We start from the raw sequence: 26,017 nt of genomic DNA, 5'->3' as shown, positions 1-26,017 counted from the left end.
GGTTATCACTATCAACATATTGGGCCATTACGGGCTCTGATGCTGCTTAGCGAGTTTGGGGGAAAGCATGTCACTACAGATTTTGAAAAAGCATTTACCGTGGATCGCACCGACCGCCGCGATTGTCTTGGCGGCAACCGGCGCACTTAACTTCGGCGCGAAAGGGTCCGATCGCGCGGACCGCTTGTCTGGGTTTGACACCGTTGAGGTGTCCCGCAACATCACCCAAAACCCGGTTGACCTAGGCGAACAGACCGCAGGGTTGCTGTCCGATCTGCCGCAAACCGAAGACGTGATCGAGGCGGCTGTGGTACAAGCCCCGCAAACCCCCGAGGTTGATATCACCGCTGCGGCACCTGCGGTTGTCGCGCCCTCCGAACCCGAGGTTCAGCCACAACCCGTGTCGATCCAACCCACCCCGGAAACCGCCCTCACGGAAAACCCTTCTGCATTTTTTGCCGCCGCACAGGCGAATTTGGCGCAGGACCAATCTTGCGTTGAGGATCTGCGCATCCTTGCCGATCAAGCACGCGTCTATTTCCCAAGCGGCGGGCTGACCACAGAAGAAGCAGGCATGGCACAGGCGCGACTGCTTGGTCTTGTCGCGCAGGATTGCCCCAGTGTCGAAATAATCGTCGAAGGGCACTCGGACCCGTCGGGAGATCCGGCGGCAAACTTGCGGCTGAGCCAACAGCGCGCGGATGAAGTGCTCAAGCGGATTGCGGCATCGGGCATCGACACGACGCGCTTCCAATCTGTCGGACTTGGCAGCGCAGAACCCTCCGGACTCACAGGCAGTCGCCCCGCCGCCTATTACGACCGTCGGGTTGAGTTCGAAATTCGGGACGTCGCTCAAACCGCCGACGTGATCCGCATTGACACCCCGGTCGTTCGTTCGGAATGCGTGTTGCAGCTTGAGGCGGCAGTTGCACAGACCAAGCTGTTCTATTCGCCCCGGTCGATCACAGCGCCGTCCGATGGTCTGCCTGCCGTCCTGCGTCTTGCCGCGCAGGCCAGCGCCTGTCCCGGTGTACGGCTGCGTGTTGTCGGCCAGTTTTCCGATGAACCCGGTTCAGGTGAAACCCCCGCCACAGCGCGGCTACGCGCGGTCGCCTTGATGAGCTCGCTTGTCGGGGCTGGCTTCGACCCCGCGCAGATCATCATTGCCGCACATTCGTCGCCACAGATTCTGGCTGGCCAGCCGGGGCTGAGCGAACGTCGCGTCGATTTCGATGTGATCCTTGAAAACTAGGTTCCGTCTGGTTCTAAACCGGACGCGCAAAGGCGGCTGTCATGGCCGCCTTTTTATCGTTCCGGGTCTCGCATCAAGATTTTACCATTTGGTAAAATATGACCGTCAGTCCCGTGGCCCAACAAGCCGGTCAATCGGGGCATAATCATCGGTCAACAAAAACCCGGTCGCTGCAATCCGGTCAACAAACCCGGCCCCCAGCGCGGCAAAGCTGGTGCGCTCAGGGGCAGGCACCACAAAGCTGTCCACTGGCGTCACTGCCCGTCCCGCCGCGATCACCATGACCACCCGTTCGCCGGGTTCAGGACGGCGCGCTTCGGCCCAGACCTCAACCACGGGAAACACATCGCGCAATGTCGTCACAACACTGCCAACGGCCTGCATCCGGTCAGCATAGTCGATCACGTTCATCAAATAGCTGCCATCCGGCGTCAGACGGCTTTGGATCAGTTCAAAAAATTCGCGCGTCACAAGGTGCTGGGGCACCGCCGTGTCGGTGAACGCGTCGCCGATGATGATGTCAAAGCGCGTTGTATCCGTGCGCAACGCCTGGCGTGCATCCATATGAAGGATAATGGCCGACTGCGGGTCAAACCAGAAATCCCGCGCAGCAAGGTCGGTCACCGCAGGGTCAATCTCGGCCACGGTGGTCTGTGTCAGGCCGCGATGGGCAAAGGCCCGTGGCAGCGCGTAATTCCCGCCACCAATCAAGAAGCTGGACGGGCTGCTGTTGGGGGCACGAATGCGGGCCAGCGCATCCAGCATCGCGGCATGATCGGTGAACATCACATCCGGCGCATCCTGCGCAGAAATGCCGTGCACCATATGATCAATCACCATCGCGCGGGTGATGTGTGCCGGGTTCGCCGACACATCGACGCTTTGGAGGCAGAAATACCGGCTTTCGATGGTGCACGGGCTTGGCGACAAGGCGGTTGCGACGGACAAGCCCACAAGCCCGACCGTGGTCACGCCTTCAATCAGGCGAAACCGTTTGGCCAAAGCAAAACACAGCGCTGCCCCAAGGCTGTAAACAAGCGTCACCGCTGCGAGGGTCCAAAGGCTGCCCAAGAACGAGATAAAGACAAAGCCCGCCAGCAAGGTGCCAAAAATCGCCCCGATTGCCCCGGATGCAAACATCGCGCCCAAGGCCTGACCCTGCCGTGATGGACCCGACAACGACACCTGTGTGAGCAAGGGCGCCGGGATGCCTGCAAACAGAGAGGGCAGAAAGAACGCGGCAAGCGTCAGCCCGGTGATGCCCCAGACGGGTTGCGGAAAGGCGCTCAGCACGGGTTCCGCTGAGGCGCGCAACGCCGCACCGGCAAGTGCCGTGGTCAGTGCCGCAGCCGCGAGCGCCCAGCCTGTTGCCGCCATCGGGTCGACGCCAGGTCGATCTGCCAGTCGCCCGCCCCACCAATGACCAACCGAGAACCCCGCGAGCACAACTGCAATCACAGAGGTCCATGTATAAAGCGACATACCGACATAAGGCGCCAACATGCGCCCCGCAACGATCTCGACCACCATGGAGGCGGCAGCGATTGTGGCTTGTAGGGTAACAAGCACCCAAAGTGGAGCTGTGGGCATAAGGCCTCGCAACGAAGGAATTTCACCCATGTTGCGTTTGCGCGGGTCGAAGGCAAGACCCCTTCGTGTCAGGCGCGCGCCAGAACCGGACCGTCCAGAAGGCGCATCAGGTCACCAAAATATCCCCCCGACCGCGCCGGTTGATTGGGGTCCGAAGTGATCACAACGGCCAGATTGGCCCCCGAATGCGCCGCAATGATCTGCCCGCCATAGCCCCGCGCCAATGTGTAGCCGGACGGCGACAGAAACCAGCCATAACCATATGACAGCCCGGACCAAGGCGAACGTGCGTATGGGACCATGGACGCGGCAACCCAGCTTTGGGGGATCACCTGCTGCCCGTCATACATGCCACCGTCGCGCATAAGTTTGGCGATTTTCAGCATGGCCGTGGGGCGCAGCGCCATGTTGTTGCCGCCCATGTAGTAGCCTTGAGGATCGCGGGTCCACGGAGGGATCTCAATGTCCAGCGGAGCGCCAAGACGGTCGCGCGCCTGCGCCAAAAGGCTTTGACCGGTCGCCTCGGTCAGGGCGGCCCCAAGGATATGGGTTGATCCGGTGGAATAAAGCATCTGATCACCGGGCTGCGCCACCATGGGCCGAGACAGCGCGTCCGCCAACCAGTTGCGCGAATTGACCCATGCACCATAGTTGGCCCCCGACGTTCGCTCTAGCCCGGCGCGCAGGGTGACCAGGTCTTCCAACGTGATCTCTGCGGCACCGGGCGTTGCGTTGACGGGCAGGATGTTCGGGGCGGTTTCGGCCAATGTGGCGGTGACGGCAGGCACATCGCCCTGCGCGATGGCGGCCCCTAATAGAAGCGCGACAATACTTTTCGAACAGGATTTGATATTGGCCAGCCGATCAAGCCCCGGCCCGCGCGGCGCTTGGGCAAAGAGCGTCTCTGCGCCCCGGCTGATCTGAAGCGAGTGCAATTGCGGCAGCGCGTCGATGGCGCCTCGCAGATCATCCGTTTGTGCACGGACCACATAAGGCACGCATAGCGCAGCGGTGGCAGACAAGAGAAATGTACGACGCTTGATCATGGTTCGGGTTTATGGCCTTCCCGCCGCGTGTCCAGCGCACTTGGATCACGACTGCGTGCGAGACACCGGGCGAGCACATACCTTTGAAAACAAAAAGCCCCGCTGAGCCAGCGGGGCCTTTCGAAACTTTGGGCTGTGATCGCTTACGCGGCCAGCGCGCCTTTGGCCTGATCCACGATCGCGTTGAACGCTTCGGGCTCGTGCACGGCGAGGTCGGCCAGCACTTTGCGGTCCACTTCGATCCCGGCCAATGTGAGGCCGTTGATGAAGCGGGAGTATGTCAGCGCTTCGTCGTGCATCCGCACAGCCGCGTTGATCCGCTGAATCCACAATGCGCGGAAGTTGCGCTTGCGGTTTTTACGGTCGCGTGTGGCGTACTGGTTCGCCTTGTCGACGGCCTGACGTGCGACCTTGAAGGTGTTCTTGCGGCGGCCATAAAAGCCTTTGGCTGCCTTAATAACCTTCTTGTGACGGGCGTGTGTGGTGGTTCCGCCTTTTACTCGGGACATATCAATTCCTCCTTAGCGCGCGTAGGGCATCATCGGCTTGATGATTTTCTCATCAGCCTTTGCCAGCGTGGTGGTTCCGCGCGCGTCGCGGATGAACTTGGTTGTGCGCTTGATCATGCCGTGGCGTTTGCCAGCTTGACCTGCTTTGATCCGGCCGGTGGCCGTGATCTTGAACCGCTTTTTGCAGCTCGACTTTGTCTTCATCTTCGGCATTTCCGTCTCCTTAGATAGGTCGGTGAACGCGCGACTCGGTATGCCATTTCGACCGGTCCCGCGGGTAGAGCGCGCCGTATATGCGCGGTTTGGGGGCAATGCAACTGTTTCAGAGCAGGCTGTCGGGGATTTTCTGCTCCGCTGCCGTATTTGCGCGCCGGAAGATAAAGGTCACGCAGGTTGATACGATCACAATGAACAGCGAATAGAGCACCGGAACCGCCATGATCGCCTGCGCCTCGGTCCCCTGAAAGGTGAAGACGATTATGGCAATGGCAAGCGGTCCGTTCTGGATACCTGTTTCAAGCGCCACGGTGCGCGCGTTGCGCGGGTGCAGGCGCAGGGCGCGGGCAAACAGATATCCGATGGTGATGCCAAACACGCCAAGTCCGATCGAGGCGATATAAGTGTTGGGTGTGGTCTCCAACAGGAATTGCCAATTGCGGGGAATCCAGCTGACCATGAGGAACAGGATAAAAAACAGCGCCAAGGCTGAGCCGAAAAATTCGGTCACAGCGCCCACATTCGCGCTGATCTTGCGCAGAACCATTCCGATGGCGACAGGCACCAGCAACAGAACCAGCGTTGCGATGATGTTCTCGCGCGGGATTTCAAGATCGAGCGCTGAGGCATAGAACACCAGAACCAGAGGGATCATCAGGACGCCCGTCACCGTTGATGTCACTGTCATCAGCACCGAAAGTGCCAGATTGCCCTTTGAGAAATAGGTAAAGATGTTGGATGTGGTTCCACCCGGCATACAGGCCATGATGAGGATACCCAGCGCAATGGTTTCGGGCACCACAAGGAAGGTTGCCAGCAGAAAGCCGATAAACGGCATGAACCCGTATTGCGAGATCACCCCGATGGCGAGGCCATAGGGGCGCCGCAGGGCAAGGTAGAAATCACGCGGCGTGAGCGATGCCCCCATACCCAGCATGATGACAAAGATCATGAGCGCCAGCAGCGCCTGTTCGAATGCTCCGACCATCGGGCTTACTCCGCTGCGATGCGGGCCAGCTCTTGGGCGCGCAGGTCTTTTCTGAGGATTTTACCGACATTGGATTTCGGCAGCTCGTCGCGGAATTCAACACTCCTCGGCACTTTGTATGCGGTCAGATGTTGTTTGCAATGGGCACGGATGTCGGCCTCGGACAGCCCGCTGTCGCGCTTGACCACGAACGCCTTGACCGCCTCACCAGAGGCATCATCGGGCACGCCGATCACCGCCGATTCCAGAATGCCCGGATGCAACGCCAAACAGTCCTCTACCTCGTTGGGATAGACGTTGAAGCCAGAGACGACCACCATGTCCTTTTTGCGGTCCACAATGCGGAAATAGCCGTCGGCATCCATCACGCCGATATCGCCGGTCAGGAACCAGCCATCCCGCAACGCGCCTTCGGTTTCGCCCGGTTTGTTCCAGTACCCGGCCATGATCTGCGGGCCCTTGGCTGCAATCTCACCGGTTTCGCCTTGTGGTACCGGTGCTCCGGCCTCATCGAAACAGGCGATGTCGGTGCCGGGCACCGGGATACCAATGGACCCATCCCGTGTCTTGCCAAGCGGATTGAAGGTCAGGACCGGCGACGTTTCGGTCAGCCCGTAGCCTTGCAGCACCGGCTTGCCGGTCACGCCCTCCCATTTCTGGGCGACCGCCGCCTGAAGTGCCATGCCGCCTGCGGACGAGAACTTGAGGTACTTGGGCGGGCTGTCGGTGAACCAGACCTCGTTGGTCAAACCGTTGAACAGCGTGTTGACCCCGCTCATCCACGTGATCTTGTAATTCTCGAAGGCGCGTTTCAGGTTTGACAGGGGCCGGGGGTTCGGGATCAGGACGTTGCGCGCGCCCAGCCAATAAAAAGCGAGCATGTTCACCGTGAAGGCAAAGATGTGATACAGCGGCAGCGCGGTTAGGGCGATTTCCTCGCCCTTTTCGACGCCTTCCAGCATCTCCATCGTCTGTTCCATATTCAGGATCAGGTTGGCATGGGTCAGCATCGCACCCTTGGCCACCCCCGTCGTGCCCCCGGTATATTGCAGGCACGCCACGTCATTGGCATCGACGGTTTGCGAATAGACATCCGGCGCGATCTGTTCGCGGGTCATGTGATCCCGCCCCGCCGCCAGCGCATCGGGGAACCGGATATGGGCCACATCAATCGGTTTTACGGACTTGTCCCAGTGCTTTTGCACCAAGCCGACAATACCGCGTGGCAAGACGGGCAGGAATTCGGCGACGCGGGTGACAATGATGTTCGGGATCGGATGGCCTTGGGTGGCCGCCGGGATCTTGTCGGCGAACATATCGATGATGACCAGCGCATGTGGCTTGGCATCGGCGAACTGCTTGGCCATTTCATCCGCAGTATAAAGTGGATTGACGTTCACAAGGATGCAGCCGGCCTTGAGAATACCAAAGGCCGCGACTGGAAAGGTCAGGCAATTGGGCATCTGGAGCGCGACACGATCCCCCTGCTCCAACCCGGCCACTTCGCGCAGGTAGACGGCAAAGACATCCGACATCTCGTCAACCTGCTGAAAACTCAGCGTGCCATTCATGCCGTTGGGCAGGCAGGTCGTAAAGGCCGGTGCCGCGCCATAAGTTCCCGACACCGAGCGGATCAGATCCGCAAGCGTGCGATAGGATGCAGTATCGATATCCTTGCGGACATTTGGCCCGTAAAAAGCCGTCCACGGACGCGCTTCGCGTGTCATGTCCATCCTCCCCATTCCTCACCATGTGGCACGATGTTACGGCCACATGGTCTCCATTTGCGAGAGGCTAAAGCGATATGACGGTTTGATCTATAGTGCCCGAACGTCACAAGCGCACAACCCGGCTGTCAGGTGAACCCACGCATCACCCGCGCCACAATCGACGGGATGGCTTCAATCGAATACCCACCGGGTTTGTTGGACATCGCCCAAACCAGCATCGCGCCCGCGATCATAAGGGTGATCGTCGCAATTCGTGGACGTTCCCCCTTGGAGATCGAAGACACCACCGCCGGAATGGACAAGACACCAAGCCCGAGGCCAATCACAAAAAGAGTATCCGGGTCCATTGCACCCTCTCCCACTGGTTATACCAGCCGGACGTTACTCTGGATCGGTGTTGTAGATCAAACGTTCGTCACACGGGGCAACCCGGAGAATGTTCGTTGTTCCCGGCGTGTTGAACGGAACACCTGCGGTCACGAGGATCTGGTCCGTCGCTCCGGCATAACCGCCAGCCCGCGCCGCGCGTGCCGCGTTCACAACGGCTTGCTTAAAGCGTTCAAGTTCGCCCGTGATCACACATTCCGTGCCCCAGGTCAGGGCAAGCCTGCGCGCTGTGCGCACAGAATTGGTCATGGCGATAATCGGTACGCGCGGACGTTCCCGTGCGGTCAACAGCGCCGTTGTGCCTGACGAGGTGTAGCAGCAGATCGCCTTGATATTCGTTGTCTCGGCAATCTCGCGGGCGGCGGCGACGATGCCATCAGCCACGGTCTGCCGTTTGGCCACGCGCGAGGCTTCCATGATCTCGGTATAGGTCGGATCGCTTTCCACCTCGATGGCTACGTTGTTCATCGTGGTCACGGCTTCGATTGGATAATCACCAGCAGCGGATTCCGCGCTGAGCATGATCGCGTCAGACCCTTCGTAGATCGCCGTGGCCACATCCGAGACTTCGGCGCGGGTCGGCATCGGGGATTCGATCATCGATTCGAGCATCTGCGTGGCCACGATCACCGGCTTGGCCGCAGCGCGGCAGCGGCGGATCAGACGTTTCTGGATCGGGGGCACATTCTGCACCGGCAATTCCACACCAAGATCGCCACGGGCAACCATGATACCGTCAGAAACTTCGAGGATCTCTTCAAAGGCTTTGACGCCCGCAGGCTTTTCGATCTTCGACAGGATAGCCGCGCGACCCCGGCAGAGTTCGCGCGCTTCCAATACGTCCTCGGGGCGCTGCACAAAACTTAATGCGAGCCAATCAACACCCAGGTCACAGACGAATTCAAGATCGCCGCGATCCTTTTCGGAAAGGGCCGCCAGCGGCAGCACAACATCGGGTACGTTCACCCCCTTGCGGTTGGAAATTGTGCCACCGGCGATGACGGTGCAATCCGCAAAATCGGCACCGCACGCATCGACCTTGAGACGGATTTTCCCATCGTTCACAAGCAAATGCGCGCCCGGCTCCAGGGCTGCGAAGATCTCGGGGTGGGGCAGCGTCACGCGTTGTGCGGTGCCCTCTTGGTCCAGAAGATCCATACGGAACTGCGCCCCGTCCACCAGCTCTTCTTCGCCGTTTGCAAACACGCCAACCCGAAGTTTCGGGCCTTGCAGATCAGCCAGAATGCCGATGGTGCTGTCGCAATCTTTTTCGACCTGTCGAATGATGGCGTGACGTTCAGCAATCTCACCATGGCTGCCATGGCTCATATTGAGGCGGAACACATCGGCACCTGCTTCGTGCAGGGCACGGATCATCTCATAGGTGGTCGATGCCGGCCCAAGGGTGGCCACGATTTTCACACTCCGCATACGTCTCATTCGAAAACCAGTCCTTCAGCTTAATTGTGGGCGACGGGCGCATCTGTCCGGCGCTGCCCTGTTCCATCTCGTAGCAGCAAGACAATTGGGCCATGTTACCGCTAACGAATTGCTTGGGTTATTGCCCATTTCACTTTCCAGCGCAACTCCACTATCTGATGCGCCCGGGAGATCACACACCTATGACATACCATCCATATTTCATTCATGGGGAAGAACGTGCATCGCGCTGGCTCATCACCTGCGATCACGCGGCAAACACGGTTCCCCCCGATCTTGGCGGCACGCTTGGCCTTTCTGACGCCGACATGTCGCGGCACATTGCTTTTGATCCGGGCGCGGCGGGTGTCACCCGCGCGCTTGCCGATGCGTTGAGAGCACCTGCGATCCTGTCGAATTTCTCAAGGCTGGTGATTGATCCGAACCGGGGCGAGGACGATCCCACCCTGTTGATGCGGCTCTATGATGGTTCAGTGATTCCAGCAAACCGACACGCCAACGCGGCCGAGAAAGAGCGCAGGCTGAACGCTTATCACCGCCCCTATCATGCCGCGCTGGAGCGTCTGGCCGCGCGCCGGAACGACACGGTGATCGTGGCGGTGCACTCTTTCACAAAGCAATTACGCGCGAGGCCCAGCCGCCCTTGGCATGTAGGCATTCTGCACGCCTGTGACCGCCGTCTGTCTGATCCGCTGATCACCGAGCTAGAGGCCCAACCCGATCTGGTGGTTGGCCGAAACGAGCCCTATCCCGGCCATTTGCCGGGCGATGCAATTGACCGTCATGCCTTGCATCATGGGCGGCTGAACACACTTATCGAACTGCGCAACGACCTTATCGAGACCGACGCGGCGCAAGCAGCCTGGGGCGCGCGACTGGCCCCAATGCTGAAAGCCGCCCTGGCCCAGACGACAGAGTGATCCAAAGGAGATCGACATGGACCCCCAAACACAGCTTGAGATCGAAGCCGCCGCGTTCCGTAGAATGCGTCAACATCTGATTGAAGACCGACCCGATGTGCAAAACATTGACATGATGAACCTGACTGGGTTTTGCCGCAACTGTCTGAGCCGTTGGTATCAGGAAGCCGCGAATGAACGCGGTATCGAGATGGACAAGGACACCGGGCGCGAGGTGTTTTACGGGATGCCAATGTCGGAATGGAAAGCCCTGCATCAGACCGAGGCCAGTGATGCGCAACAAGACGCGTTTCAGGTCGCGTTCAAGGAAAACGTGACCGACAAAGACGGCTAACGCTGGGGTACGACGTGGTTACGCATCTTGCCTGCCAGTGAACCGGGCCTGCCCGCCGGTGGCGGGCGTGAGGGCTTTGCCCTCACACTCCCGGGGTATTTTCAAACTAAAAAGGTATAAACGGTGCGCAAGTTAACGGTTTGCGCCCGGCACCCACAGAACGTCAGCTTTGCCATCGTCATTGGCCACGCGGGCAGACACGAAGAACCAATCGCTCAGGCGGTTGAGGTATTTGACCGCCGACGGATTCACGCTTTCCATCGTCGCCAGTTCGACCGTCAGACGCTCAGCGCGGCGCGCCACGGTCCGACATTGGTGCAGAGCAGCCGAGAGCGCCGACCCACCCGGCAGGATAAAGCTGCGCAAGGGTTCAAGTTTGACGTTCATCGCATCAATCTCGGATTCGAGCCGGTCCACCTGCGAATTCACGATCCGCAAGGGTTGGTATTCGGCGTCGGCGTCTTTTTCCATGTCGGGACGGCACAGATCGGCACCCAGATCGAAAAGGTCATTTTGAATACGCGACAATTGCATGTCGAGATCGCCTTCGGCCTGCAACCGCGCCAACCCGACAATGGCGTTCAGTTCGTCTACCGTGCCATACGCGGTGACGCGCATTGAATGCTTGGCCACCCGCGCACCGTTGCCCAGCGCGGTTTCGCCATCATCACCGGTTTTCGTGTAAATTTTGTTCAGAACAACCATCGTTTATTCCCCTCGCAGCCAGACAAAAAGCAAGATCAGGATCACAGCCACGAATTGTGCGATGATCCGCCAACGCATTGCCTTGTTGGCATATTTTTTGTTGAACTCACCACCTTTGGCGAAGCTCCCGATGCCAAAAAACAGCACAGCCACCACGGCCAAACAGGCTACGGCGGCAACGATAAAGAGGGGGTCTTGCATCATGGCGAGGTCTTTCTTCGGTTGGTGTTCCCGGGGATGTAGCCGTACCGCGCCGCAAAGCGAATGAAAAGTCAGGCTTTGGACAAAAGCCAGTCCAGCGCCCGTGTCGGTAGAATACGTTTGGCCAACGCCATCATATATGTCGGCGTCGTGACGCGGTAGCGCGGTTTTGCACGACGCGCGGTCAATGCCTTTTCCACCGCGTCAGTGACAGCCGACGCAGGCCATTGCACACCGGAACTGCCGCCTTTTCTGAGCATGTCCAGCAGGGAGGCTTCGTATTGGGCGCGGCGTGCAGAGGATTGCCAGTCGACCCATTTTTCGAATTGCTGGATCGCGTTCTTGCGGAAATCGGTCTCAATCGGACCCGGTTCGATCAAGACAACCTGAATGCCTGTCTCGGCCATTTCCATCCTGAGAACATCCGCATAGCCTTCGAGGGCGAATTTCGTGGCAACATAGGGGCCGCGATATTTCATCCCGACGATCCCAAGAACCGAGGAATTGAACAGGATACGCCCCCTGCCCTGCACCCGCATGGCCGGGATCAGGTGACGGTTCAGATCATGCCAGCCGAGGAAATTTGCTTCGAACTGCGCGCGCATGCCATCGGCGGGAATATCTTCGATCGGACCGGGAAGCGCGTAAGCCCCGTTGTGGAAAACCGCATCCAGCGTGCCACCGGTTTGGGCCAGCACCTCTTGGGCGCAGCGCGCAATGCTGTCGGGGTCTTCGTAATCAAGCTGCGGGGCGGCGAAGCCCTCTTCGATGCGGCGTGTGCAATCTGTTTCGGCGCGGCACGACGCAAACACGGTCCACCCAAGGGATTTGAGCCTGCGCGCTGTGTCGAGGCCTATTCCCGAAGAACAGCCCGTGATCAGAATGGTTTGCGGTGTCACGTCAGTTGGACGCCGTCACAAGAAAATCCGCAATCCAGCCTTCATCGCCCGTGGCTGTGTCACGCAGATGCAACCAGCCATTGCCTTCGTCCATGATGATCTCAACCATGTCATTGCGCACAAGCCGACCAACGACAGCATAACCGGTGCCGGGACCGCCGCGCATGTTCACGCGATCTCCGTCGACAAAACGCAGGTCTGGCTGCGCGTCTGCCGGGACATTTTCGGTCAGGGATGCCGCGACAACCACCGCCGCTTCGACCTCTTTGGAAATCAGGTCAACCGCAGGCGTTTGTACATCCGGTTCGATCAGGGCGCGTGCCGGGGCAATTTCTGTCAAATCGGCCGCATTTGTCGCGTCGCGTGCAACGGTGGCGGGTGCCGCCTCGGGCGAGGTCACAACAAGTTTGGGGTCTGCAAACACAACAATCGAATTGGAACCGGGTTCGAAATCTGATCCGCCCGACAATTCATAAAACATCACGCCCATAACAACGAAACTGATCACAACATACTTGTTCATCACAACCCCCAAAGGTGGACGCACCCCTTAACTCATCGAAAGATATACGTCGATTCTCATTCGACACCGAAGGGGAAAGCGAAAAAATATTCCCGCAATTGCTTTACGGCCTCAAAGGGGGTGAGTATCACATCATCTATGGCCAATGACGTCGACACCCCCCAAATACCCCCCCGCGATTTCTCGGAACCGCTGCGCCGTGCGATCGGCGACCGGTATCTGACCTATGCGCTGTCGACGATCATGCACCGCGCGCTGCCCGATGCGCGCGACGGGCTCAAGCCTGTGCACCGGCGCATCCTTTACGCCATGCGCGAATTGCGGCTCAGTTCGACTGGGGGGTTCCGAAAATCCGCCAAGATCAGCGGCGACGTGATGGGCAATTACCACCCGCATGGCGATGCCGCGATCTATGACGCGATGGCGCGCTTGGCGCAGGATTTCGCTGTGCGCTATCCGCTTGTCGACGGGCAGGGCAATTTCGGCAATATCGACGGCGACAACCCGGCTGCGGCGCGATACACCGAAGCGCGCCTGACCGTAGTGGCCGAGGCCCTGCTTGAGGGGCTGAACGAAAATGCGGTTGATTACCGGCCCAACTATGACGGCACGCTGGAAGAGCCAATCGTTCTGCCAGCGCAATTTCCGAACCTTCTGGCCAACGGGTCATCAGGTATTGCCGTTGGCATGGCGACGAATATCCCGCCGCACAATATCTCGGAACTGATCGACGCCTGTTTGCATCTGATCAAGATGCCCGACGCGCGCGACGATACTCTTTTGAACTATGTGCCCGGTCCAGATTTCCCCACCGGCGGCGTGATCGTCGAAGACCGCGAGAGCATCGCGCAAGCCTATCGTACTGGGCGCGGGTCCATCCGTCTGCGGTGCCGCTGGGAGATCGAGGACCTGGGGCGCGGTCAATGGCAGATCATCGTCACCGAGATTCCCTATCAGGTGCAGAAATCCAAGTTGATCGAGCGGCTGGCCGAGGTGATCCAGACCAAGAAGGTTCCGATCCTCGCAGACATCCGCGACGAATCCGCTGACGACATCCGCATGGTCCTTGAACCACGATCCAAGAACGTGGACCCAGATGTTCTCATGAACATGCTCTATCGCAATTCCGATCTCGAAACGCGGTTCAGCCTGAACATGAACGTGCTGATTGATGGACTGACACCCAAAGTCTGTTCGATGAAGGAGGTGCTGCGCGCCTTCCTTGATTTCCGGCGCGAGGTTCTGATCCGCCGCAGCCAGCACCGGATGGACAAGATCGACCACCGGCTTGAGGTCCTGGAAGGCCTGATTGTTGCTTTCCTCAATCTGGACCGGGTGATCGACATCATCCGCTATGATGACGAACCCAAAGCCGCGCTGATGCGCGAGGATTGGGGCAAGGATCATCCGCGCGCGATGAACGAGGCAGATTATGTGCCACCTCCGATGGTTGGGGGTGACGAGGATCTGGGCCTTACCGAGGTCCAGACCGAGGCGGTCCTGAACATGCGTCTGCGGTCTTTGCGCAAGCTCGAAGAGATGGAGCTTGTGGCCGAACGCGACCGCCTGATGGCGGAACGAGCGGGGCTTGAAGACCTTTTGGACAGTGGCGACTTGCAATGGGATGCCATTGCAGACCAATTGCGCGAGACCAAGAAGACTTTTGGCAAATCCTATGCCGGTGGCCAACGGCGCACGACCTTTGCCGAAGCTGGCGTGGTGGAAGACCTCCCTATCGAGGCGATGATCGAACGCGAGCCGATCACTGTGGTCTGTTCCGAGATGGGCTGGATTCGCGCGATGACGGGTCATATCGATCTGACCCGCGAGCTAAAGTTCAAAGATGGCGACGGGCCGCGCTTTATCTTCCACGCAGAAACCACAGACCGGTTGCTGGTGTTCGGATCGAATGGCCGCTTTTATACGTTGTCAGCCTCTAACCTTCCCGGTGGGCGCGGTATGGGGGAACCCTTGCGCCTGATGGTCGATCTTCCGAACGAGGCGTCAATCGTGGACCTGTTCATCCATCATCCCGATCGCAAGCTGTTGGTGGCCTCCAATGCCGGGGACGGTTTCATTGTCCCCGAAAACGAGGTGGTGGCCCAGACCCGTGCAGGCAAACAGGTGTTGAACGTACGCGGCGATGTCCGGGCGCTTGTGTGTAAACCTGTACATGGCGATGCTGTTGCTGTTGTCGGTGAAAACCGTAAAGTGCTTGTCTTTGCTCTTGATGAGCTGCCCGAGATGGGGCGCGGGAAAGGCGTTCGGCTTCAGAAATACAAGGACGGAGGCCTGTCTGATGCAACCACCTTCACCTTGGGAGAAGGCCTCTCCTGGCGCGACCCGGCAGGACGCACCAGAACCGAAGCAGACCTTGCCGAATGGACCGGAAAGCGCGCCGGAACCGGGCGCATGGCCCCGCGCGGCTTCCCCAGAGACAACAGCTTTACCTGACGCGCTGTCTACTGATGTGGTCGGCGGTCGTGGTGCGCTTTTCTGGCTGACGCTCAAGACTGGTCTGCTGACAGTTCTGACACTGGGATTTTACCGCTTCTGGATGCGGACCCGGTTGCGCCGCTGGTTTTGGTCTGCGATCCGACCCGGCGGGCATCCATTGGAATATGTCGGCGACCCGATCGAGAAACTGCTGGGGTTTTTGTTCGCGGTGGTCGTACTGGCCTTCTATATTGGGATCGTGAATCTGGTTCTGATGTTTGCCAGTTTCTCGTTGTTTCAGGACAATTTCGCCGCCTATGCGGCCAGTTTGGTGGGGGTGATCCCGCTTTGGTTTTTTGCGCAATACAGGGCGCGGCGCTATATTCTCGCGCGCACCCGGTGGCGCGGATTGCGCTTTGGTCTGGAGCCGGGTGCATGGGGCTATGCGTGGCGCGCAGTTGGGCATTGGATCATCACGATCCTCAGCGCCGGTTTGCTGATGCCGCGCATGACATTCTGGCTTGAGAAATACAAAGTGGACCGCACGTTTTTTGGCTCTGCCCGGATGGCTCAGGGCGGAACGTGGACCATGCTTTATCCTGCGATGAAGCCGCTGTTTGTTGCCCTGTTGGTCGGCCTTGCGGGCGGCGCTGCGATCCTTTCGGACAACTTTGCCATTGGCGCAGGCTTTTGCGTGATTGCGGGTTTCCTCGGGGTTTACGGCTTGGTCCATTACCGGGTTGAAAGCCTGCGCCTTTTGACCGACACCAAGACGATCAACGGTGTGGCCCTTGGCCTGTCGCCCAATCCCTTTCGGGTGATGATGATTTATGTTCTCGGAACCTTGCTTGCCGCGGCCGCCGTGCTCATTCCAGCCGCCATGTTCGGCGGGTTGATCGTCATGCTGCAATCGGCTGACCTATTGGCCGAGATGGATCTGGACGGCATGATCGCGCCGGTCGCAGGGTTTGGCCGATACGCCATCATCGGTGCAAGCGTGCTCCTTTATTTTTCGATCTTTCTGCTGTGGTCATCTTTTACGAATGCATTTGTGACCCTGCCGGTGATCCGGCACTATTTCTCTACCCTGAGCCTATCTTCCGAAGATGCGGTGTCCGACATCAGGCAACGCCCACGCGATGAATTCGCCGAAGCAGAAGGGTTCGCCGATGCGCTGGATGTGGGGGCTTCGCTATGACTGTTTTGCGTGTTGGCCGCGTGCCCGAAGCCTTTGCAAGCACAGGCACCTATTTCGACGGCACGCGCGCCATTCCGACCCCGATCACCCTTTGCATCGACGAGGACGCACACGTGTTGATCGGCGTGAGTGACACTGGCGAGCCATTGCGCTGGCCGTTGACGGACATCCGTGAAGTACCGGATCAGGCAGGTGGGGATCACATGGTTATCCAGCGGGCCGATGACCCCGTGCAGCGGATTTACCTGCCAGATCACGCGCTTGCCCCGCGCCTGCCAAACCGGACCAAACGTCGGCCCGTGGCCAAACGTGGGCCGCTTGTGGTTTGGGCGATGGCTGCGGTGGCGTCAGTCGCGTTGATCATTTTTGTGCTTGTGCCTGCCATGGCCAACCAACTGGCACGGTATATCCCACCCGAAGGCGAACGCGCATTGGGTCAGGTGACGTTTGATCAAATCCGCTCTGCACTGGACCAGACCGGGCTCAACCCCGTGCCTGTTTGCACCAACCCTGACGGCATTGCAGCACTTGCCAAGATGGAAGCCCGGCTGCAAGACGCGCTGCCTGAAAGCCAGCCTTTGACCGTCTCGGTTCTGGACCACGAGATGGTCAACGCCTTTGCCCTGCCCGGCAATTACATCGTTTTCTTTCGTGGCCTGATCGACCACGCGGAAACGCCCGAAGAAGTGGCGTCGGTTTTTGCACATGAAATTGGTCACGTGATCAGCCGCGATCCAACGCGTCACGCGCTGCGATCCGCCGGGTCGCTTGGCGTTCTGGGTTTGCTCTTTGGGGATTTTGCAGGCGGTGCCGCTGTGCTGTTGTTGGCCGAACGCCTGATCGAAGCACACTACAGCCAAGGCGCCGAAGCAGAGGCCGATGTCTTTGCCCATACCCTGATGATTGACGCACAAATAGCGCCATCCGCCTTGGCGCTGATGTTTGAGCGGTTTCAAGAGCTTGGTGGGGACGCAAGCCCGTTTGTTGCACATTTTCTTAGCCATCCCGCACTGGGAGACCGCATTCAAGCCGCCCGCGATGCGACCCCAGAGAGATTCAATGCGGTTCCGATCCTCACAGACGAGGAATGGCAGGCGTTCAAAACGATCTGTGATTGATGCTGCATCACAGCAACGGGTTTGGGGCATAACTCGAAAACGCGACGTCCGATGGCGCTAACGTGACGATTTTGCCCTGTTTCCCCTGTCCAGTGTTCGGTATCCCTTGGGCCGAACGACTTGTCAGAATCGCAGTTTCCCTGCGATCCCAATAAGAGGAACGCGCTTATGAAGGTCCTGGTGCCTGTCAAACGTGTGATCGACTATAACGTGAAGGTTCGTGTCAAAGCGGACGGATCCGGTGTCGATCTCGCCAATGTCAAAATGTCGATGAACCCGTTCGACGAAATCGCTGTCGAAGAGGCGATCCGCCTCAAAGAAGCGGGTAAGGCCGACGAAATCATCGCGGTGAGCATTGGTGTGAAGCAAAGCCAGGAAACCCTGCGCACCGCACTGGCCATGGGCGCAGATCGCGCGATCCTCGTGATTGCCGCCGATGACGTGCATACCGATATCGAACCGCTGGCAGTTGCAAAAATCCTTGCCGCCATCGTCAAAGAAGAAGAGCCGGGGCTGGTCCTTTGCGGCAAGCAGGCGATCGACAATGACATGAACGCCACAGGCCAAATGCTGTCGGCGCTTTTGGGCTGGTCGCAGGCGATGTATGCCAACAATGTGGATATCGACGGCGACAGCGCCGTTGTCACCCGCGAAGTTGACGGCGGTTTGCAAACCATCAAGGTCAAGATGCCCGCGATCATTTCGACGGACCTGCGCCTCAATGAACCGCGTTACGCGTCTCTGCCCAACATCATGAAGGCCAAGAAAAAGCCTTTGGATGAAAAGACAGCCGCCGATTACGGCGTCGATGTCACACCGCGCCTCAAGATCGTGAAAACCACCGAACCCGAAGAGCGGGCGGCAGGTATCAAAGTTGCATCGGTCGACGAGCTGGTTGCGAAACTCAAAGAAGTGGGAGCTGTATAATGGCCGTTCTTCTGATTGCCGAAATCACCGACGGCGCGCTGGCGATGGACGCCACCGCCAAAACCATTACCGCCGCCAAAGCGCTGGGGGACGTTGTTGTTCTTGCTGCTGGTGCCACCGCCAAGGCCGCCGCTGACGAAGCCGCAACCATTGAAGGCGTGTCCAAGGTTCTGCTGGCCGAGGACGATCTTTACGGTCACCGCCTTGCGGAGCCAGTGTCGGCGCTGATCGCCTCAATCGCAGGCGATTACACCCACATCGTCGCCCCCGCGACAACAGACGCCAAAAACATCCTGCCCCGCGTTGCGGCACTTCTGGATGTGATGGTCATGACCGATGTGACGGCTGTTGTTGACGCCGACACATTCGAACGTCCAATATATGCTGGCAACGCGATCCAGACCGTGAAATCTTCGGACGGGATCAAGGTTATCTCGTTCCGCACCTCGACGTTTGAAGCCGCGCCGCTTGGCGGCTCCGCGGTGGTTGAAACCATCGCGGCTGGCGACAATCCGGGCCTGTCCGAATGGATCGAAGACAAGGTTGCCGAAAGCGATCGCCCCGAGTTGACATCGGCGGGCGTGGTTGTGTCCGGCGGGCGCGGCGTCGGGTCGGAAAGCGACTTTGCAATGATCGAAAAGCTGGCCGACACGCTTGGTGCCGCCGTTGGCGCATCGCGTGCGGCAGTCGATTCGGGTTTTGCACCAAACGACTGGCAGGTGGGTCAGACCGGCAAAGTCGTGGCACCGAACCTGTATATTGCCGTTGGCATCTCGGGTGCGATTCAGCACCTCGCCGGGATGAAAGACAGCAAGATCATTGTCGCCATCAACAAAGACGAAGAAGCGCCGATTTTTCAAGTCGCCGATTTCGGACTTGTTGCTGACCTGTTCGACGTGGTGCCCGAGCTGACAGAAAAGCTTGGCTAACCGTGATCACAATGCATTTGAAGCAGCGCGCCTCACCGGGCGCGCCGTTTTTTTATTGTAACGCCGGGATAATTGCGCGCGCCACCGCAACCGCGACATCGTGATGTGCGGCACGCCCCGGCAGGTGTTCGGCCCGCGACAGTTCCAATGACGGCACCGCCAAAGCATCTTCGGCGCAGCGCCACTGCTCTGGCACAACCTCGATCAGAGCCCTGACATGTGGTGCCAAAGGGCGGATCACGTCCCGCGTGAGCAGCGGCTCTGCGTGCATCGCGGTCGCGGTGTGTTCTGGCAAAGGCACCGGCGCGAACCAAAGCAGGTGAACCGCGCCGTTCATCTGCGAAATCAGGTTGCGCATCCGCGCTTGCCACGCGGTACGCGCCTCTTTGGCCACCATATCAAACCGTTCAGGGCAAATGGCCTGCAAGCGCGACAGCAGATGCCGCGTGAAATGTACTTCGGTGAAGTCCATTTCAGGATAAAGCGATTTCAAGCTGTCCGACGCCTTGAGAAAGCGATCGTTTCTGCGCGGATGGACCGAATAATACCGGTTGGATGTGTTGTGACCAGAGGTCACCTGAATAATCACGACCTGCGCATTTGCCGCCGTTACAAGCGCACCGGGATCATTCAGATAGGCGTCGATACCCGCATTTTCGACGCCCAGATTGACAACAGTACGGGCGGTTTTGTCTTCCAGCAGCGCGGGCCATGGATGCTCCACATAGCGGCCATAAACACCACCGCCCCCAAGACAAGCCACGTATGGTGGTCGCAACGCTTTGCGTGGTCCGCGAAACCACAAGCGTGACGCATTATATCGACTTGGCGCATAATCAATCACTTGATCGCGCGTAGAGGAAATCTGCATATCCTCACCCCTTCTCTTTTCCCGGAATTGAGACTGGCGTGATTCGGTTCCCAAATCGCTAAAGCTAAATTTCGATGGATCGTTCCAATCCACCTTGCAGCGCCCCTCCCCACAAGCCATTGTTGCCGCGTAACGGACGGAGCAAGCGCATGACGGTCAATTCAATCGGCGTGGTCGGAGCAGGCCAGATGGGCAACGGGATCGCTCATGTTATGGCGCTTGCGGGCTATGATGTTGTTCTGAACGATATCAATGCAGATACGCTGAAACGCGCCGTTGAACTGATTGAACGGAATATGGACCGGCAGGTCAGCCGCGAAAAAATCACACAGGACGCGCGGGATCAGGCAATGGCCCGCATCATCACAACACGGGACGTGCCTCAGGTTGCACAAACAGACCTCATCATCGAGGCGGCAACAGAGGAAGAAGTGATCAAGCAAAAGATCTTTGACGGCCTTCTGCCCCATCTTGGCGACAATACGATCCTGACGTCGAACACCTCGTCCATTTCTATCACCCGTTTGGCAAGTCGCACAGATCGGCCTGAAAAATTCATGGGGTTTCACTTCATGAACCCGGTTCCGGTGATGCAACTGGTCGAACTGATCCGCGGCATCGCCACCGACCGCCCGACCTACGACACCTGCCTTGGCGTGGTGGAAAAACTGGGCAAGACGGCCGCGTCAGCAGAAGATTTTCCTGCCTTTATTGTCAATCGCATCCTGATGCCAATGATCAACGAAGCTGTCTACACGCTGTATGAAGGGGTGGGAAACGTTAACTCGATCGACCAGTCATTGAAACTGGGGGCGAACCACCCGATGGGCCCATTGGAATTGGCTGATTTCATCGGGTTGGACACCTGCCTTGCGATCATGAACGTACTGCATGATGGGCTTGCCGATACAAAATACCGCCCCTGTCCGTTGCTGACCAAATACGTCGAAGCCGGATGGCTGGGCCGCAAAACACAGCGCGGTTTCTATGATTATCGCGGCGAAACCCCGGTCCCGACGCGTTAAGCTGCGGATCGAAACGCACGCGCCGCGGCGCTATCTAGACTTGCCCAAACCCATTGTCGTCTCTCGAAGCGACGCGACAAAGTCACGGCCCCTGCCCGCAAAAGACCGGATCGCCTCGGCTGGGATCGGCTCTCCGACCACCGGGGCTTGAGGTTTGCCGCAGGCATGAATGACCTCGTGGATCAGCAGGCCTTGCCGAACGGTGGCGGAGAGCTGATTGGCAATCTGGTAAGCGCGGGAATTCTGGCCGGGAAAGAAAATCGGCACCACGGTCGCACCAGAGCGCTGGATCAGGTTGGCGGTAAACGGGTTCCACGCCCGCTCCACGGCGTCGCCAAAATATGTGTCACTGGATGCAACAACACCCGACGGGAACAAGGCCACAACACCACCTTGCTTGAGATGCGCCATCGCACGGCTGCGCATTTCAAGGCTCTGTTCACGCGAATCTTCCTCATGCGGGAAGGGCACCGGGATCATGAACTCCTCGATCTCGGTCACGCCGGTCAACAACGATCGCGTCAGGATTTTGTAATCAGTGCGCACCCGTCCAATCAGCTCGGCGAGGATCATGCCATCCACCAACCCATGCGGATGATTGGCCACCACGATCACAGGGCCATCTTTTGGAATGCGGGCGATCTGTTCCGGGGGCGTTTGAAGGGCGATGTTCATCAGCCCAAGGGCTTGGCCCCAAAACGCCTGTCCTTCGGCGGGCCCCATCCGTTCGAAACGGCGCACCAGCCGGAGCAAGGGAATTTTCCCGGTCATCCACTCCATCACGCGGATGGTGTTGGATTTCCAGGGATTGGTGAACGTGTTGGCATAGCTCAGCTTGCGCTTGTCATACGGCACCTCTGCGGGCGCCACGGGGCGCGTATCGGTCGAAGTATGCTGGTAGCTGTCAACCATAGTGCAGTGTGAAATCCTGTTTCCGGTTGCCTGCGCCGACCTGAATGGTCAGCAGCCTTCTCCAAAACGATCCGCCACCAATGTCTCAATGGCGACGGCCAGGGCTTCTGCATCCGGCCCGGAGGTAAGTACCTCAATAGAGGTTCCTTTGGAAGCTGCCAACATCAAAAGCCCCATGATGCTGTCACCAGACGCGCTCAGACCGTCTTTGCGCACCTCTGCGGTTGCGTCAAACCCTTCGACAACTTCGACCAACTTGGCTGATGCCCGGGCGTGCAAGCCTTTTTCATTAATGATTTTCAATACGCGCTGCGCCGTGTCCGACATAAAGACGGGCCTCCCTAAACCCAGTGATCAGGCGCTCTGATCCAGACTTATGTCTTGGCTGTCAATGTATTTCCGCCCGGCATCCAATGCCGCGCGGACCGCGTCAGGCACGGATTTGTCGCGGCTTTTCGCCAATTTGATCAACATGGGCAGGTTTGCACCATACACGATCCGACGGTTGTCAGGCTGACAAGCCCGCAGGCTCAGGTTAGACGGAGACCCACCAAACATATCGGTGACGATGACAACGCCATCGCCGGTATCGACCTCGTCCGCAAGAAAACAAATCTCGTTTTGTTTGTCATCCCGATCATGATCGGCGGCGATCGAAACGGCCGCCATGCCGGGTTGATGACCGACAACATGTTCTACCGCAGAAAGATATTCCTGCGCCAAACCACCGTGAGCGACAATCACGATCCCGATCACTCTGCGGCCCTTCCCCGATCTGGTGCGGCCATGTTTCCAGAGGGAACAATCCCCCGGCGCGCCAATTCTTTGTGCCCAATTGACACTCGCCAGCCATCCTCTGCAAGGGCTGTCGCAACCAATTCCGTAAGGACAACGGATCTATGTTGTCCGCCCGTGCAGCCAATGCCAATCGAAAGATGCGTTTTTCCTTCGACTTCGATCTCGGGCAAAAGAAAGGTCAGCATGTCCGTGATCTGCCGGGTGAAGGGCGCAAGGCGCGTGTCGTTCTGCACATAGGCCTGCACCTCGGGGTCAAGCCCGGTTTTTTCGCGCAGCGCTGCATCCCAATGCGGGTTGGACAAGAACCGGCAATCAAACACCATATCCACCCCGTGCGGGATACCGCGCTTGTAGGAAAAGGACTGGAGCGCCACCGCAAGTTTTTGTGACGCGTCATCGGCAAACCATTGGTGCATCTCAGATTTAAGATCATGCGGCGACAAGAGCGATGTGTCGATCACGATATCGGCACGGGCCTGTATCGGGCGCAACAGTTCAATTTCGCGCGTGATCCCCACATCAGGCGTCTCTTCCTGTGCCATGGGGTGACGCCGCCGCGTTTCAGAATAGCGACGCAGCAGTACATCTGGTCGACAATCCAAAAACAGAAGAGACGCATCGCCGTCGGTCTGTCGCAGCAGATCAAGATGAAGGTCCAACATCCGCGACAAGGAAAAATCGCGGTTCCGCACATCGATTCCCAAAGCCAGCGGATGATCCAGTGGATCACCATCAAACAGCCGTGGGATCATTCTTAACGGAATGTTATCAATCGCTTCAAAGCCCAGATCCTCAAGAACATTGATCGCAGTTGATCTCCCCGCGCCCGAAGGCCCGGTGACCAGAACAACACGTGTTCGGCTGCGTTGGATCGGCATGTGTCTCAGCCTGCGTTCAAGACCGTTGAAAAGATGTTTCTCCGGTAGACTTTAGATATTGTATAATTGCAGCAGGAAAATGCGGCGATGCAACATTGTGAAGCATTCGAAATGTTTGTGTAAGGTACGTGATCGACCGGTCTTCCGGCAGGCGGGACGTCTCGGTCAGGTCCATATCAACAACAAGGCTCAACCGCACCGGGGATTGATACGCCGCGTGCAAGATGCCAACGCCACGCGCTTCGATCATGCCGCTAAGCGGTTCAGGACAACTTAGCATGACATCGTGATCCAACCTGGTTAGGGTGACCCGGTCATCCGCGACGAGCGTGGCACCGCGCGCCATCATCTCAAGCGCGAGCGACGACTTGCCTGATCCCGATGCCCCCGTGATCAAGACCGCGTTGCCGCCGAGCGCGACAGCGGTGGCGTGCAGTGTGAGAGGCTTGTCTTCAGGCACGTTCGCGTCAGAGCGGCAAACCGACGACAAAGCGCGCGCCAAGCGGTTCAGAGGTCGCGTCAGCTTCGGTCGGTCTGATGTTTTCCGCCCAGATCACGCCGCCATGCGCTTCGACAATCTGTTTCGAGATGGCAAGGCCAAGCCCGGAATTGTTGCCAAAATCGGTCTCGGGTCGCTGCGAATAAAAGCGTTTGAAGATTTTGGTCAATGCTTCGTCCGGTATGCCCGGCCCCGTGTCTTCGACAACGATCAGCACACGGTTTTCACGCCTCCGCGCCCAAATGCGAATGGCATCGCCATCTTCACAAAAGCTGATTGCGTTGGTGATCAAGTTTACAAATACCTGTGCCAGTCGGGCCTCAAGCCCGTGCAAGTGGATCGGACGGTCGGGCAAATCCGCAATGAATTCAATCCCGCGCCGCTTGGCATCTTCACCAAGAAATTGCGCCAGATTACCCAGCATGTCCAGCAGATTGAATTCGGCTTCTTCTTCCTTGACCAGCTCACTGTCCAATCGCGATGCGTTGGAAATGTCGCTGACCAACCGGTCCAAGCGGCGCACATCGTGGTCGATCACATCCAACAGGCGTTCCACCTGATCGGGTTTGCGCGCAACACGCAACGTGCCGACTGCCGACCGAAGAGACGCGAGCGGATTCTTAATCTCGTGGGCCACGTCAGCCGCAAATTGTTCATTCGCATCAATACGGTCATACAGCGCAGCAACCATCCCCCGTAGCGCGCCGGACAAGCGTCCAATCTCGTCGGGCCGTGCTGTCAGGTCTGGAATTCGGATACGCCCCGAAGCCACGTTGCGCCTGTTGCGGTCGCGCCCCACTTCTGCTGCGTCGGCAAGATTTGAAATAGGATTGGAAATGGTCGACGCAAGAACAAGGCTGAGGCCGATAGAAACAAGCGTCGCTATGACAAACATTTGCAGGACGCTTTCCCGTTCAAGCCGGACAGCCGCGTCAATTTCGGGCGCATAGCTGACCAATGCGATGGTGCCGGCAACGCCGTTTTCTACCTCGATCGGGCTAAGCGCGGTAAAAATCGTTTCGCCAAATGGCCCCTCAGCCCGTTCTATGCGGGTCTGGGTGGGATCGCTTTCTTCGATCTGACGGCGCAGGATATCTTCAAGTGTCAGCGCCTCCAGCCCTTCGTCGGGCCCAAAGACCGACGATACGCTGCTCCAGACCGTGAGCAGGAAATCAGAGATGACGGTTGGCTTTTCCGCCGGTGCGGGACGTTGCCCCGGCCTATTTGCGCCGTCGATGTCCCCGACAAGGAATCGTGCCGCGTCAAAGACAAACACCTGCAAACCGGGACGCATTTCAAGATTGTCTAGCGTGCCTGCAACATCAATACCTTCGCCCGTCCCGAGATTGACAGTGCCGGCACTGGGTGCCTGCGCCTCGAACACGTCAGCGATAAGCTCCGCCTCTATGCGGACAGCCTCGGCCTTTTGTTCGGCCAAGGTGTCACGCGATGAGTTCAGAAAAAGGATGCCTGCGACCAAGAAGTTCAGGGCAACAAGGTTGAAGGTGATGATCTTGCGGGTCAACGGAGATCGGTTCAGCGAGAACAATCCCCGCTTCTCGCGAATGCTGCGGACTTCGGATTCGACAGTGCGGTCGGGGGCGATCCAATCATCCCCGAGCACCACGTCTGCATCGTTTCGCCCGTCGGCTTTTGTGTGGGTCACACCCTCAACCAGTGCCATGG

The 26,017-nt window shown here is 58.4% G+C and carries 28 protein-coding genes; 9 read left to right on the top strand and 19 right to left on the bottom strand.

Features of this window, described 5'->3' with window-relative positions; translation table 11 throughout:
- The first annotated feature begins 67 nt into the window (after positions 1 to 67).
- Positions 68 to 1,252: an OmpA family protein gene (locus ACSHXH_RS10350; protein WP_435671714.1), complete on the top strand. Its 1,185-nt coding sequence runs from the start codon at positions 68 to 70 to the stop codon at positions 1,250 to 1,252.
- A 105-nt stretch (positions 1,253 to 1,357) separates the two neighbouring features.
- On the opposite strand, the gene ACSHXH_RS10345 is transcribed toward ACSHXH_RS10350, so the two are convergent.
- From ACSHXH_RS10345 to pyk, 8 genes are all read right to left on the bottom strand, one after another.
- Positions 1,358 to 2,842: a fused MFS/spermidine synthase gene (locus ACSHXH_RS10345; protein WP_435671713.1), complete on the bottom strand. Its 1,485-nt coding sequence runs from the start codon at positions 2,840 to 2,842 to the stop codon at positions 1,358 to 1,360.
- Between the two features lie 68 nt (positions 2,843 to 2,910).
- A complete protein-coding gene (locus ACSHXH_RS10340; protein WP_435671712.1) occupies positions 2,911 to 3,888 on the bottom strand; it encodes a serine hydrolase domain-containing protein in 978 nt (325 codons plus the stop codon).
- A gap of 143 nt (positions 3,889 to 4,031) precedes the next feature.
- Positions 4,032 to 4,397, bottom strand: coding sequence for a 50S ribosomal protein L20 (gene rplT, locus ACSHXH_RS10335; RefSeq protein WP_435671711.1), 366 nt, complete (start codon positions 4,395 to 4,397; stop codon positions 4,032 to 4,034).
- A 12-nt stretch (positions 4,398 to 4,409) separates the two neighbouring features.
- Positions 4,410 to 4,610, bottom strand: a complete 201-nt coding sequence (gene rpmI, locus ACSHXH_RS10330) for a 50S ribosomal protein L35 (RefSeq protein WP_435671710.1) — start codon at positions 4,608 to 4,610, stop codon at positions 4,410 to 4,412.
- 109 nt (positions 4,611 to 4,719) lie between these two features.
- The gene (locus tag ACSHXH_RS10325; protein ID WP_435671709.1) at positions 4,720 to 5,601 is read right to left on the bottom strand and encodes a bile acid:sodium symporter family protein; all 882 of its coding nucleotides are present in this window, start codon (positions 5,599 to 5,601) and stop codon (positions 4,720 to 4,722) included.
- Between the two features lie 5 nt (positions 5,602 to 5,606).
- Positions 5,607 to 7,328 carry an AMP-binding protein gene (locus ACSHXH_RS10320; RefSeq protein WP_435671708.1) on the bottom strand — a complete coding sequence of 574 codons (1,722 nt, stop codon included), beginning with the start codon at positions 7,326 to 7,328 and terminating at the stop codon, positions 5,607 to 5,609.
- 128 nt (positions 7,329 to 7,456) lie between these two features.
- Positions 7,457 to 7,678, bottom strand: a complete 222-nt coding sequence (locus ACSHXH_RS10315; protein WP_435671707.1) for a hypothetical protein — start codon at positions 7,676 to 7,678, stop codon at positions 7,457 to 7,459.
- 34 nt (positions 7,679 to 7,712) lie between these two features.
- Positions 7,713 to 9,158: a pyruvate kinase gene (gene pyk, locus ACSHXH_RS10310; protein ID WP_435671706.1), complete on the bottom strand. Its 1,446-nt coding sequence runs from the start codon at positions 9,156 to 9,158 to the stop codon at positions 7,713 to 7,715.
- Between the two features lie 182 nt (positions 9,159 to 9,340).
- Here pyk and ACSHXH_RS10305 point away from each other — a divergent pair, with 182 nt between their 5' ends.
- Together ACSHXH_RS10305 and ACSHXH_RS10300 are read left to right on the top strand one after the other, a co-directional pair.
- Positions 9,341 to 10,078 carry an N-formylglutamate amidohydrolase gene (locus ACSHXH_RS10305; RefSeq protein ID WP_435671705.1) on the top strand — a complete coding sequence of 246 codons (738 nt, stop codon included), beginning with the start codon at positions 9,341 to 9,343 and terminating at the stop codon, positions 10,076 to 10,078.
- A 16-nt stretch (positions 10,079 to 10,094) separates the two neighbouring features.
- Entirely contained in the window at positions 10,095 to 10,412 is a 318-nt protein-coding gene (locus tag ACSHXH_RS10300; protein WP_435671704.1) for a DUF1244 domain-containing protein, read from the top strand.
- A 132-nt stretch (positions 10,413 to 10,544) separates the two neighbouring features.
- On the opposite strand, the gene ACSHXH_RS10295 is transcribed toward ACSHXH_RS10300, so the two are convergent.
- The 4 genes from ACSHXH_RS10295 to ACSHXH_RS10280 all read right to left on the bottom strand — a co-directional run bounded on the left by ACSHXH_RS10295 (position 10,545) and on the right by ACSHXH_RS10280 (position 12,740).
- On the bottom strand, positions 10,545 to 11,117 hold the full coding sequence (locus ACSHXH_RS10295; RefSeq protein ID WP_435671703.1) for a cob(I)yrinic acid a,c-diamide adenosyltransferase: 573 nt from the start codon (positions 11,115 to 11,117) through the stop codon (positions 10,545 to 10,547).
- A 3-nt stretch (positions 11,118 to 11,120) separates the two neighbouring features.
- A complete protein-coding gene (locus tag ACSHXH_RS10290; protein ID WP_435671702.1) occupies positions 11,121 to 11,321 on the bottom strand; it encodes a twin transmembrane helix small protein in 201 nt (66 codons plus the stop codon).
- A 68-nt stretch (positions 11,322 to 11,389) separates the two neighbouring features.
- The gene (locus ACSHXH_RS10285; RefSeq protein ID WP_435671701.1) at positions 11,390 to 12,217 is read right to left on the bottom strand and encodes an SDR family NAD(P)-dependent oxidoreductase; all 828 of its coding nucleotides are present in this window, start codon (positions 12,215 to 12,217) and stop codon (positions 11,390 to 11,392) included.
- Between the two features lies 1 nt (position 12,218).
- The gene (locus ACSHXH_RS10280; protein ID WP_435671700.1) at positions 12,219 to 12,740 is read right to left on the bottom strand and encodes an SH3 domain-containing protein; all 522 of its coding nucleotides are present in this window, start codon (positions 12,738 to 12,740) and stop codon (positions 12,219 to 12,221) included.
- Between the two features lie 138 nt (positions 12,741 to 12,878).
- On the opposite strand from ACSHXH_RS10280, the gene ACSHXH_RS10275 reads away from it, so the two are divergent.
- From ACSHXH_RS10275 to ACSHXH_RS10255, 5 genes are all read left to right on the top strand, one after another.
- Entirely contained in the window at positions 12,879 to 15,194 is a 2,316-nt protein-coding gene (locus ACSHXH_RS10275; RefSeq protein WP_435671699.1) for a DNA topoisomerase IV subunit A, read from the top strand.
- The gene (locus ACSHXH_RS10270; protein WP_435671698.1) at positions 15,115 to 16,374 is read left to right on the top strand and encodes a DUF898 family protein; all 1,260 of its coding nucleotides are present in this window, start codon (positions 15,115 to 15,117) and stop codon (positions 16,372 to 16,374) included. The genes ACSHXH_RS10275 and ACSHXH_RS10270 overlap by 80 nt, the downstream gene beginning before the upstream one ends.
- Positions 16,371 to 17,492, top strand: coding sequence for a M48 family metallopeptidase (locus ACSHXH_RS10265; protein WP_435671697.1), 1,122 nt, complete (start codon positions 16,371 to 16,373; stop codon positions 17,490 to 17,492). Before ACSHXH_RS10270 ends, ACSHXH_RS10265 begins: the two co-directional genes overlap by 4 nt.
- Positions 17,493 to 17,660: 168 nt before the next feature.
- Positions 17,661 to 18,419 carry an electron transfer flavoprotein subunit beta/FixA family protein gene (locus ACSHXH_RS10260; protein ID WP_435671696.1) on the top strand — a complete coding sequence of 253 codons (759 nt, stop codon included), beginning with the start codon at positions 17,661 to 17,663 and terminating at the stop codon, positions 18,417 to 18,419.
- Positions 18,419 to 19,348 (top strand): electron transfer flavoprotein subunit alpha/FixB family protein, encoded by a 930-nt coding sequence (locus ACSHXH_RS10255; protein ID WP_435671695.1) that lies wholly within the window; start codon positions 18,419 to 18,421, stop codon positions 19,346 to 19,348. The genes ACSHXH_RS10260 and ACSHXH_RS10255 overlap by 1 nt, the downstream gene beginning before the upstream one ends.
- A gap of 52 nt (positions 19,349 to 19,400) precedes the next feature.
- On the opposite strand, the gene ACSHXH_RS10250 is transcribed toward ACSHXH_RS10255, so the two are convergent.
- Positions 19,401 to 20,219: a DUF6473 family protein gene (locus ACSHXH_RS10250; protein WP_435671694.1), complete on the bottom strand. Its 819-nt coding sequence runs from the start codon at positions 20,217 to 20,219 to the stop codon at positions 19,401 to 19,403.
- 149 nt (positions 20,220 to 20,368) lie between these two features.
- On the opposite strand from ACSHXH_RS10250, the gene ACSHXH_RS10245 reads away from it, so the two are divergent.
- On the top strand, positions 20,369 to 21,244 hold the full coding sequence (locus tag ACSHXH_RS10245) for a 3-hydroxybutyryl-CoA dehydrogenase (RefSeq protein WP_435671693.1): 876 nt from the start codon (positions 20,369 to 20,371) through the stop codon (positions 21,242 to 21,244).
- Positions 21,245 to 21,274: 30 nt separating this feature from the next.
- Here ACSHXH_RS10245 and ACSHXH_RS10240 read toward each other — a convergent pair whose 3' ends face one another.
- Genes ACSHXH_RS10240 through ACSHXH_RS10215 form a run of 6 tightly spaced genes read right to left on the bottom strand, consistent with a single transcriptional unit; the run spans position 21,275 to position 26,015 of the window.
- The gene (locus tag ACSHXH_RS10240; protein ID WP_435671692.1) at positions 21,275 to 22,156 is read right to left on the bottom strand and encodes a lysophospholipid acyltransferase family protein; all 882 of its coding nucleotides are present in this window, start codon (positions 22,154 to 22,156) and stop codon (positions 21,275 to 21,277) included.
- A gap of 48 nt (positions 22,157 to 22,204) precedes the next feature.
- Positions 22,205 to 22,483, bottom strand: coding sequence for an HPr family phosphocarrier protein (locus ACSHXH_RS10235; RefSeq protein WP_435671691.1), 279 nt, complete (start codon positions 22,481 to 22,483; stop codon positions 22,205 to 22,207).
- A gap of 27 nt (positions 22,484 to 22,510) precedes the next feature.
- The gene (locus tag ACSHXH_RS10230; RefSeq protein ID WP_435671690.1) at positions 22,511 to 22,912 is read right to left on the bottom strand and encodes a PTS sugar transporter subunit IIA; all 402 of its coding nucleotides are present in this window, start codon (positions 22,910 to 22,912) and stop codon (positions 22,511 to 22,513) included.
- Entirely contained in the window at positions 22,909 to 23,832 is a 924-nt protein-coding gene (gene rapZ / locus ACSHXH_RS10225) for an RNase adapter RapZ (protein ID WP_435671689.1), read from the bottom strand. The genes ACSHXH_RS10230 and rapZ overlap by 4 nt, the downstream gene beginning before the upstream one ends.
- A gap of 16 nt (positions 23,833 to 23,848) precedes the next feature.
- Complete coding sequence (locus tag ACSHXH_RS10220) at positions 23,849 to 24,292, bottom strand: HPr kinase/phosphorylase (protein WP_435671688.1); 444 nt, start codon at positions 24,290 to 24,292, stop codon at positions 23,849 to 23,851.
- A gap of 7 nt (positions 24,293 to 24,299) precedes the next feature.
- Complete coding sequence (locus ACSHXH_RS10215; RefSeq protein ID WP_435671687.1) at positions 24,300 to 26,015, bottom strand: sensor N-terminal transmembrane domain-containing protein; 1,716 nt, start codon at positions 26,013 to 26,015, stop codon at positions 24,300 to 24,302.
- Between the last annotated feature and the right edge of the window lie 2 nt (positions 26,016 to 26,017).

This window comes from Marivita sp. (genome assembly GCF_051251565.1).
Classification (GTDB): Bacteria; Pseudomonadota; Alphaproteobacteria; order Rhodobacterales; family Rhodobacteraceae; genus Marivita.
Note: the sequence above shows the minus strand (reverse complement) of the source record. Positions and strands in the feature narration are given on the sequence as shown.

Excerpts from the sequence above, each read along its gene's own strand:
- rplT (WP_435671711.1), bottom strand. The coding sequence starts at position 4,397 with ATGTCCCGAGTAAAAGGCGGAACCACCACACACGCCCGTCACAAGAAG.
- ACSHXH_RS10300 (WP_435671704.1), top strand. The coding sequence starts at position 10,095 with ATGGACCCCCAAACACAGCTTGAGATCGAAGCCGCCGCGTTCCGTAGA.
- ACSHXH_RS10295 (WP_435671703.1), bottom strand. The coding sequence starts at position 11,117 with ATGGTTGTTCTGAACAAAATTTACACGAAAACCGGTGATGATGGCGAA.
- rpmI (WP_435671710.1), bottom strand. The coding sequence starts at position 4,610 with ATGCCGAAGATGAAGACAAAGTCGAGCTGCAAAAAGCGGTTCAAGATC.
- ACSHXH_RS10240 (WP_435671692.1), bottom strand. The coding sequence starts at position 22,156 with ATGGTTGACAGCTACCAGCATACTTCGACCGATACGCGCCCCGTGGCG.
- pyk (WP_435671706.1), bottom strand. The coding sequence starts at position 9,158 with ATGAGACGTATGCGGAGTGTGAAAATCGTGGCCACCCTTGGGCCGGCA.
- ACSHXH_RS10280 (WP_435671700.1), bottom strand. The coding sequence starts at position 12,740 with ATGAACAAGTATGTTGTGATCAGTTTCGTTGTTATGGGCGTGATGTTT.
- ACSHXH_RS10265 (WP_435671697.1), top strand. The coding sequence starts at position 16,371 with ATGACTGTTTTGCGTGTTGGCCGCGTGCCCGAAGCCTTTGCAAGCACA.
- ACSHXH_RS10260 (WP_435671696.1), top strand. The coding sequence starts at position 17,661 with ATGAAGGTCCTGGTGCCTGTCAAACGTGTGATCGACTATAACGTGAAG.
- ACSHXH_RS10250 (WP_435671694.1), bottom strand. The coding sequence starts at position 20,219 with ATGCAGATTTCCTCTACGCGCGATCAAGTGATTGATTATGCGCCAAGT.
- ACSHXH_RS10255 (WP_435671695.1), top strand. The coding sequence starts at position 18,419 with ATGGCCGTTCTTCTGATTGCCGAAATCACCGACGGCGCGCTGGCGATG.
- ACSHXH_RS10235 (WP_435671691.1), bottom strand. The coding sequence starts at position 22,483 with ATGTCGGACACGGCGCAGCGCGTATTGAAAATCATTAATGAAAAAGGC.
- ACSHXH_RS10320 (WP_435671708.1), bottom strand. The coding sequence starts at position 7,328 with ATGACACGCGAAGCGCGTCCGTGGACGGCTTTTTACGGGCCAAATGTC.
- ACSHXH_RS10315 (WP_435671707.1), bottom strand. The coding sequence starts at position 7,678 with ATGGACCCGGATACTCTTTTTGTGATTGGCCTCGGGCTTGGTGTCTTG.
- ACSHXH_RS10345 (WP_435671713.1), bottom strand. The coding sequence starts at position 2,842 with ATGCCCACAGCTCCACTTTGGGTGCTTGTTACCCTACAAGCCACAATC.
- rapZ (WP_435671689.1), bottom strand. The coding sequence starts at position 23,832 with ATGCCGATCCAACGCAGCCGAACACGTGTTGTTCTGGTCACCGGGCCT.
- ACSHXH_RS10340 (WP_435671712.1), bottom strand. The coding sequence starts at position 3,888 with ATGATCAAGCGTCGTACATTTCTCTTGTCTGCCACCGCTGCGCTATGC.
- ACSHXH_RS10350 (WP_435671714.1), top strand. The coding sequence starts at position 68 with ATGTCACTACAGATTTTGAAAAAGCATTTACCGTGGATCGCACCGACC.
- ACSHXH_RS10305 (WP_435671705.1), top strand. The coding sequence starts at position 9,341 with ATGACATACCATCCATATTTCATTCATGGGGAAGAACGTGCATCGCGC.
- ACSHXH_RS10275 (WP_435671699.1), top strand. The coding sequence starts at position 12,879 with ATGGCCAATGACGTCGACACCCCCCAAATACCCCCCCGCGATTTCTCG.
- ACSHXH_RS10215 (WP_435671687.1), bottom strand. The coding sequence starts at position 26,015 with ATGGCACTGGTTGAGGGTGTGACCCACACAAAAGCCGACGGGCGAAAC.
- ACSHXH_RS10290 (WP_435671702.1), bottom strand. The coding sequence starts at position 11,321 with ATGATGCAAGACCCCCTCTTTATCGTTGCCGCCGTAGCCTGTTTGGCC.
- ACSHXH_RS10245 (WP_435671693.1), top strand. The coding sequence starts at position 20,369 with ATGACGGTCAATTCAATCGGCGTGGTCGGAGCAGGCCAGATGGGCAAC.
- ACSHXH_RS10325 (WP_435671709.1), bottom strand. The coding sequence starts at position 5,601 with ATGGTCGGAGCATTCGAACAGGCGCTGCTGGCGCTCATGATCTTTGTC.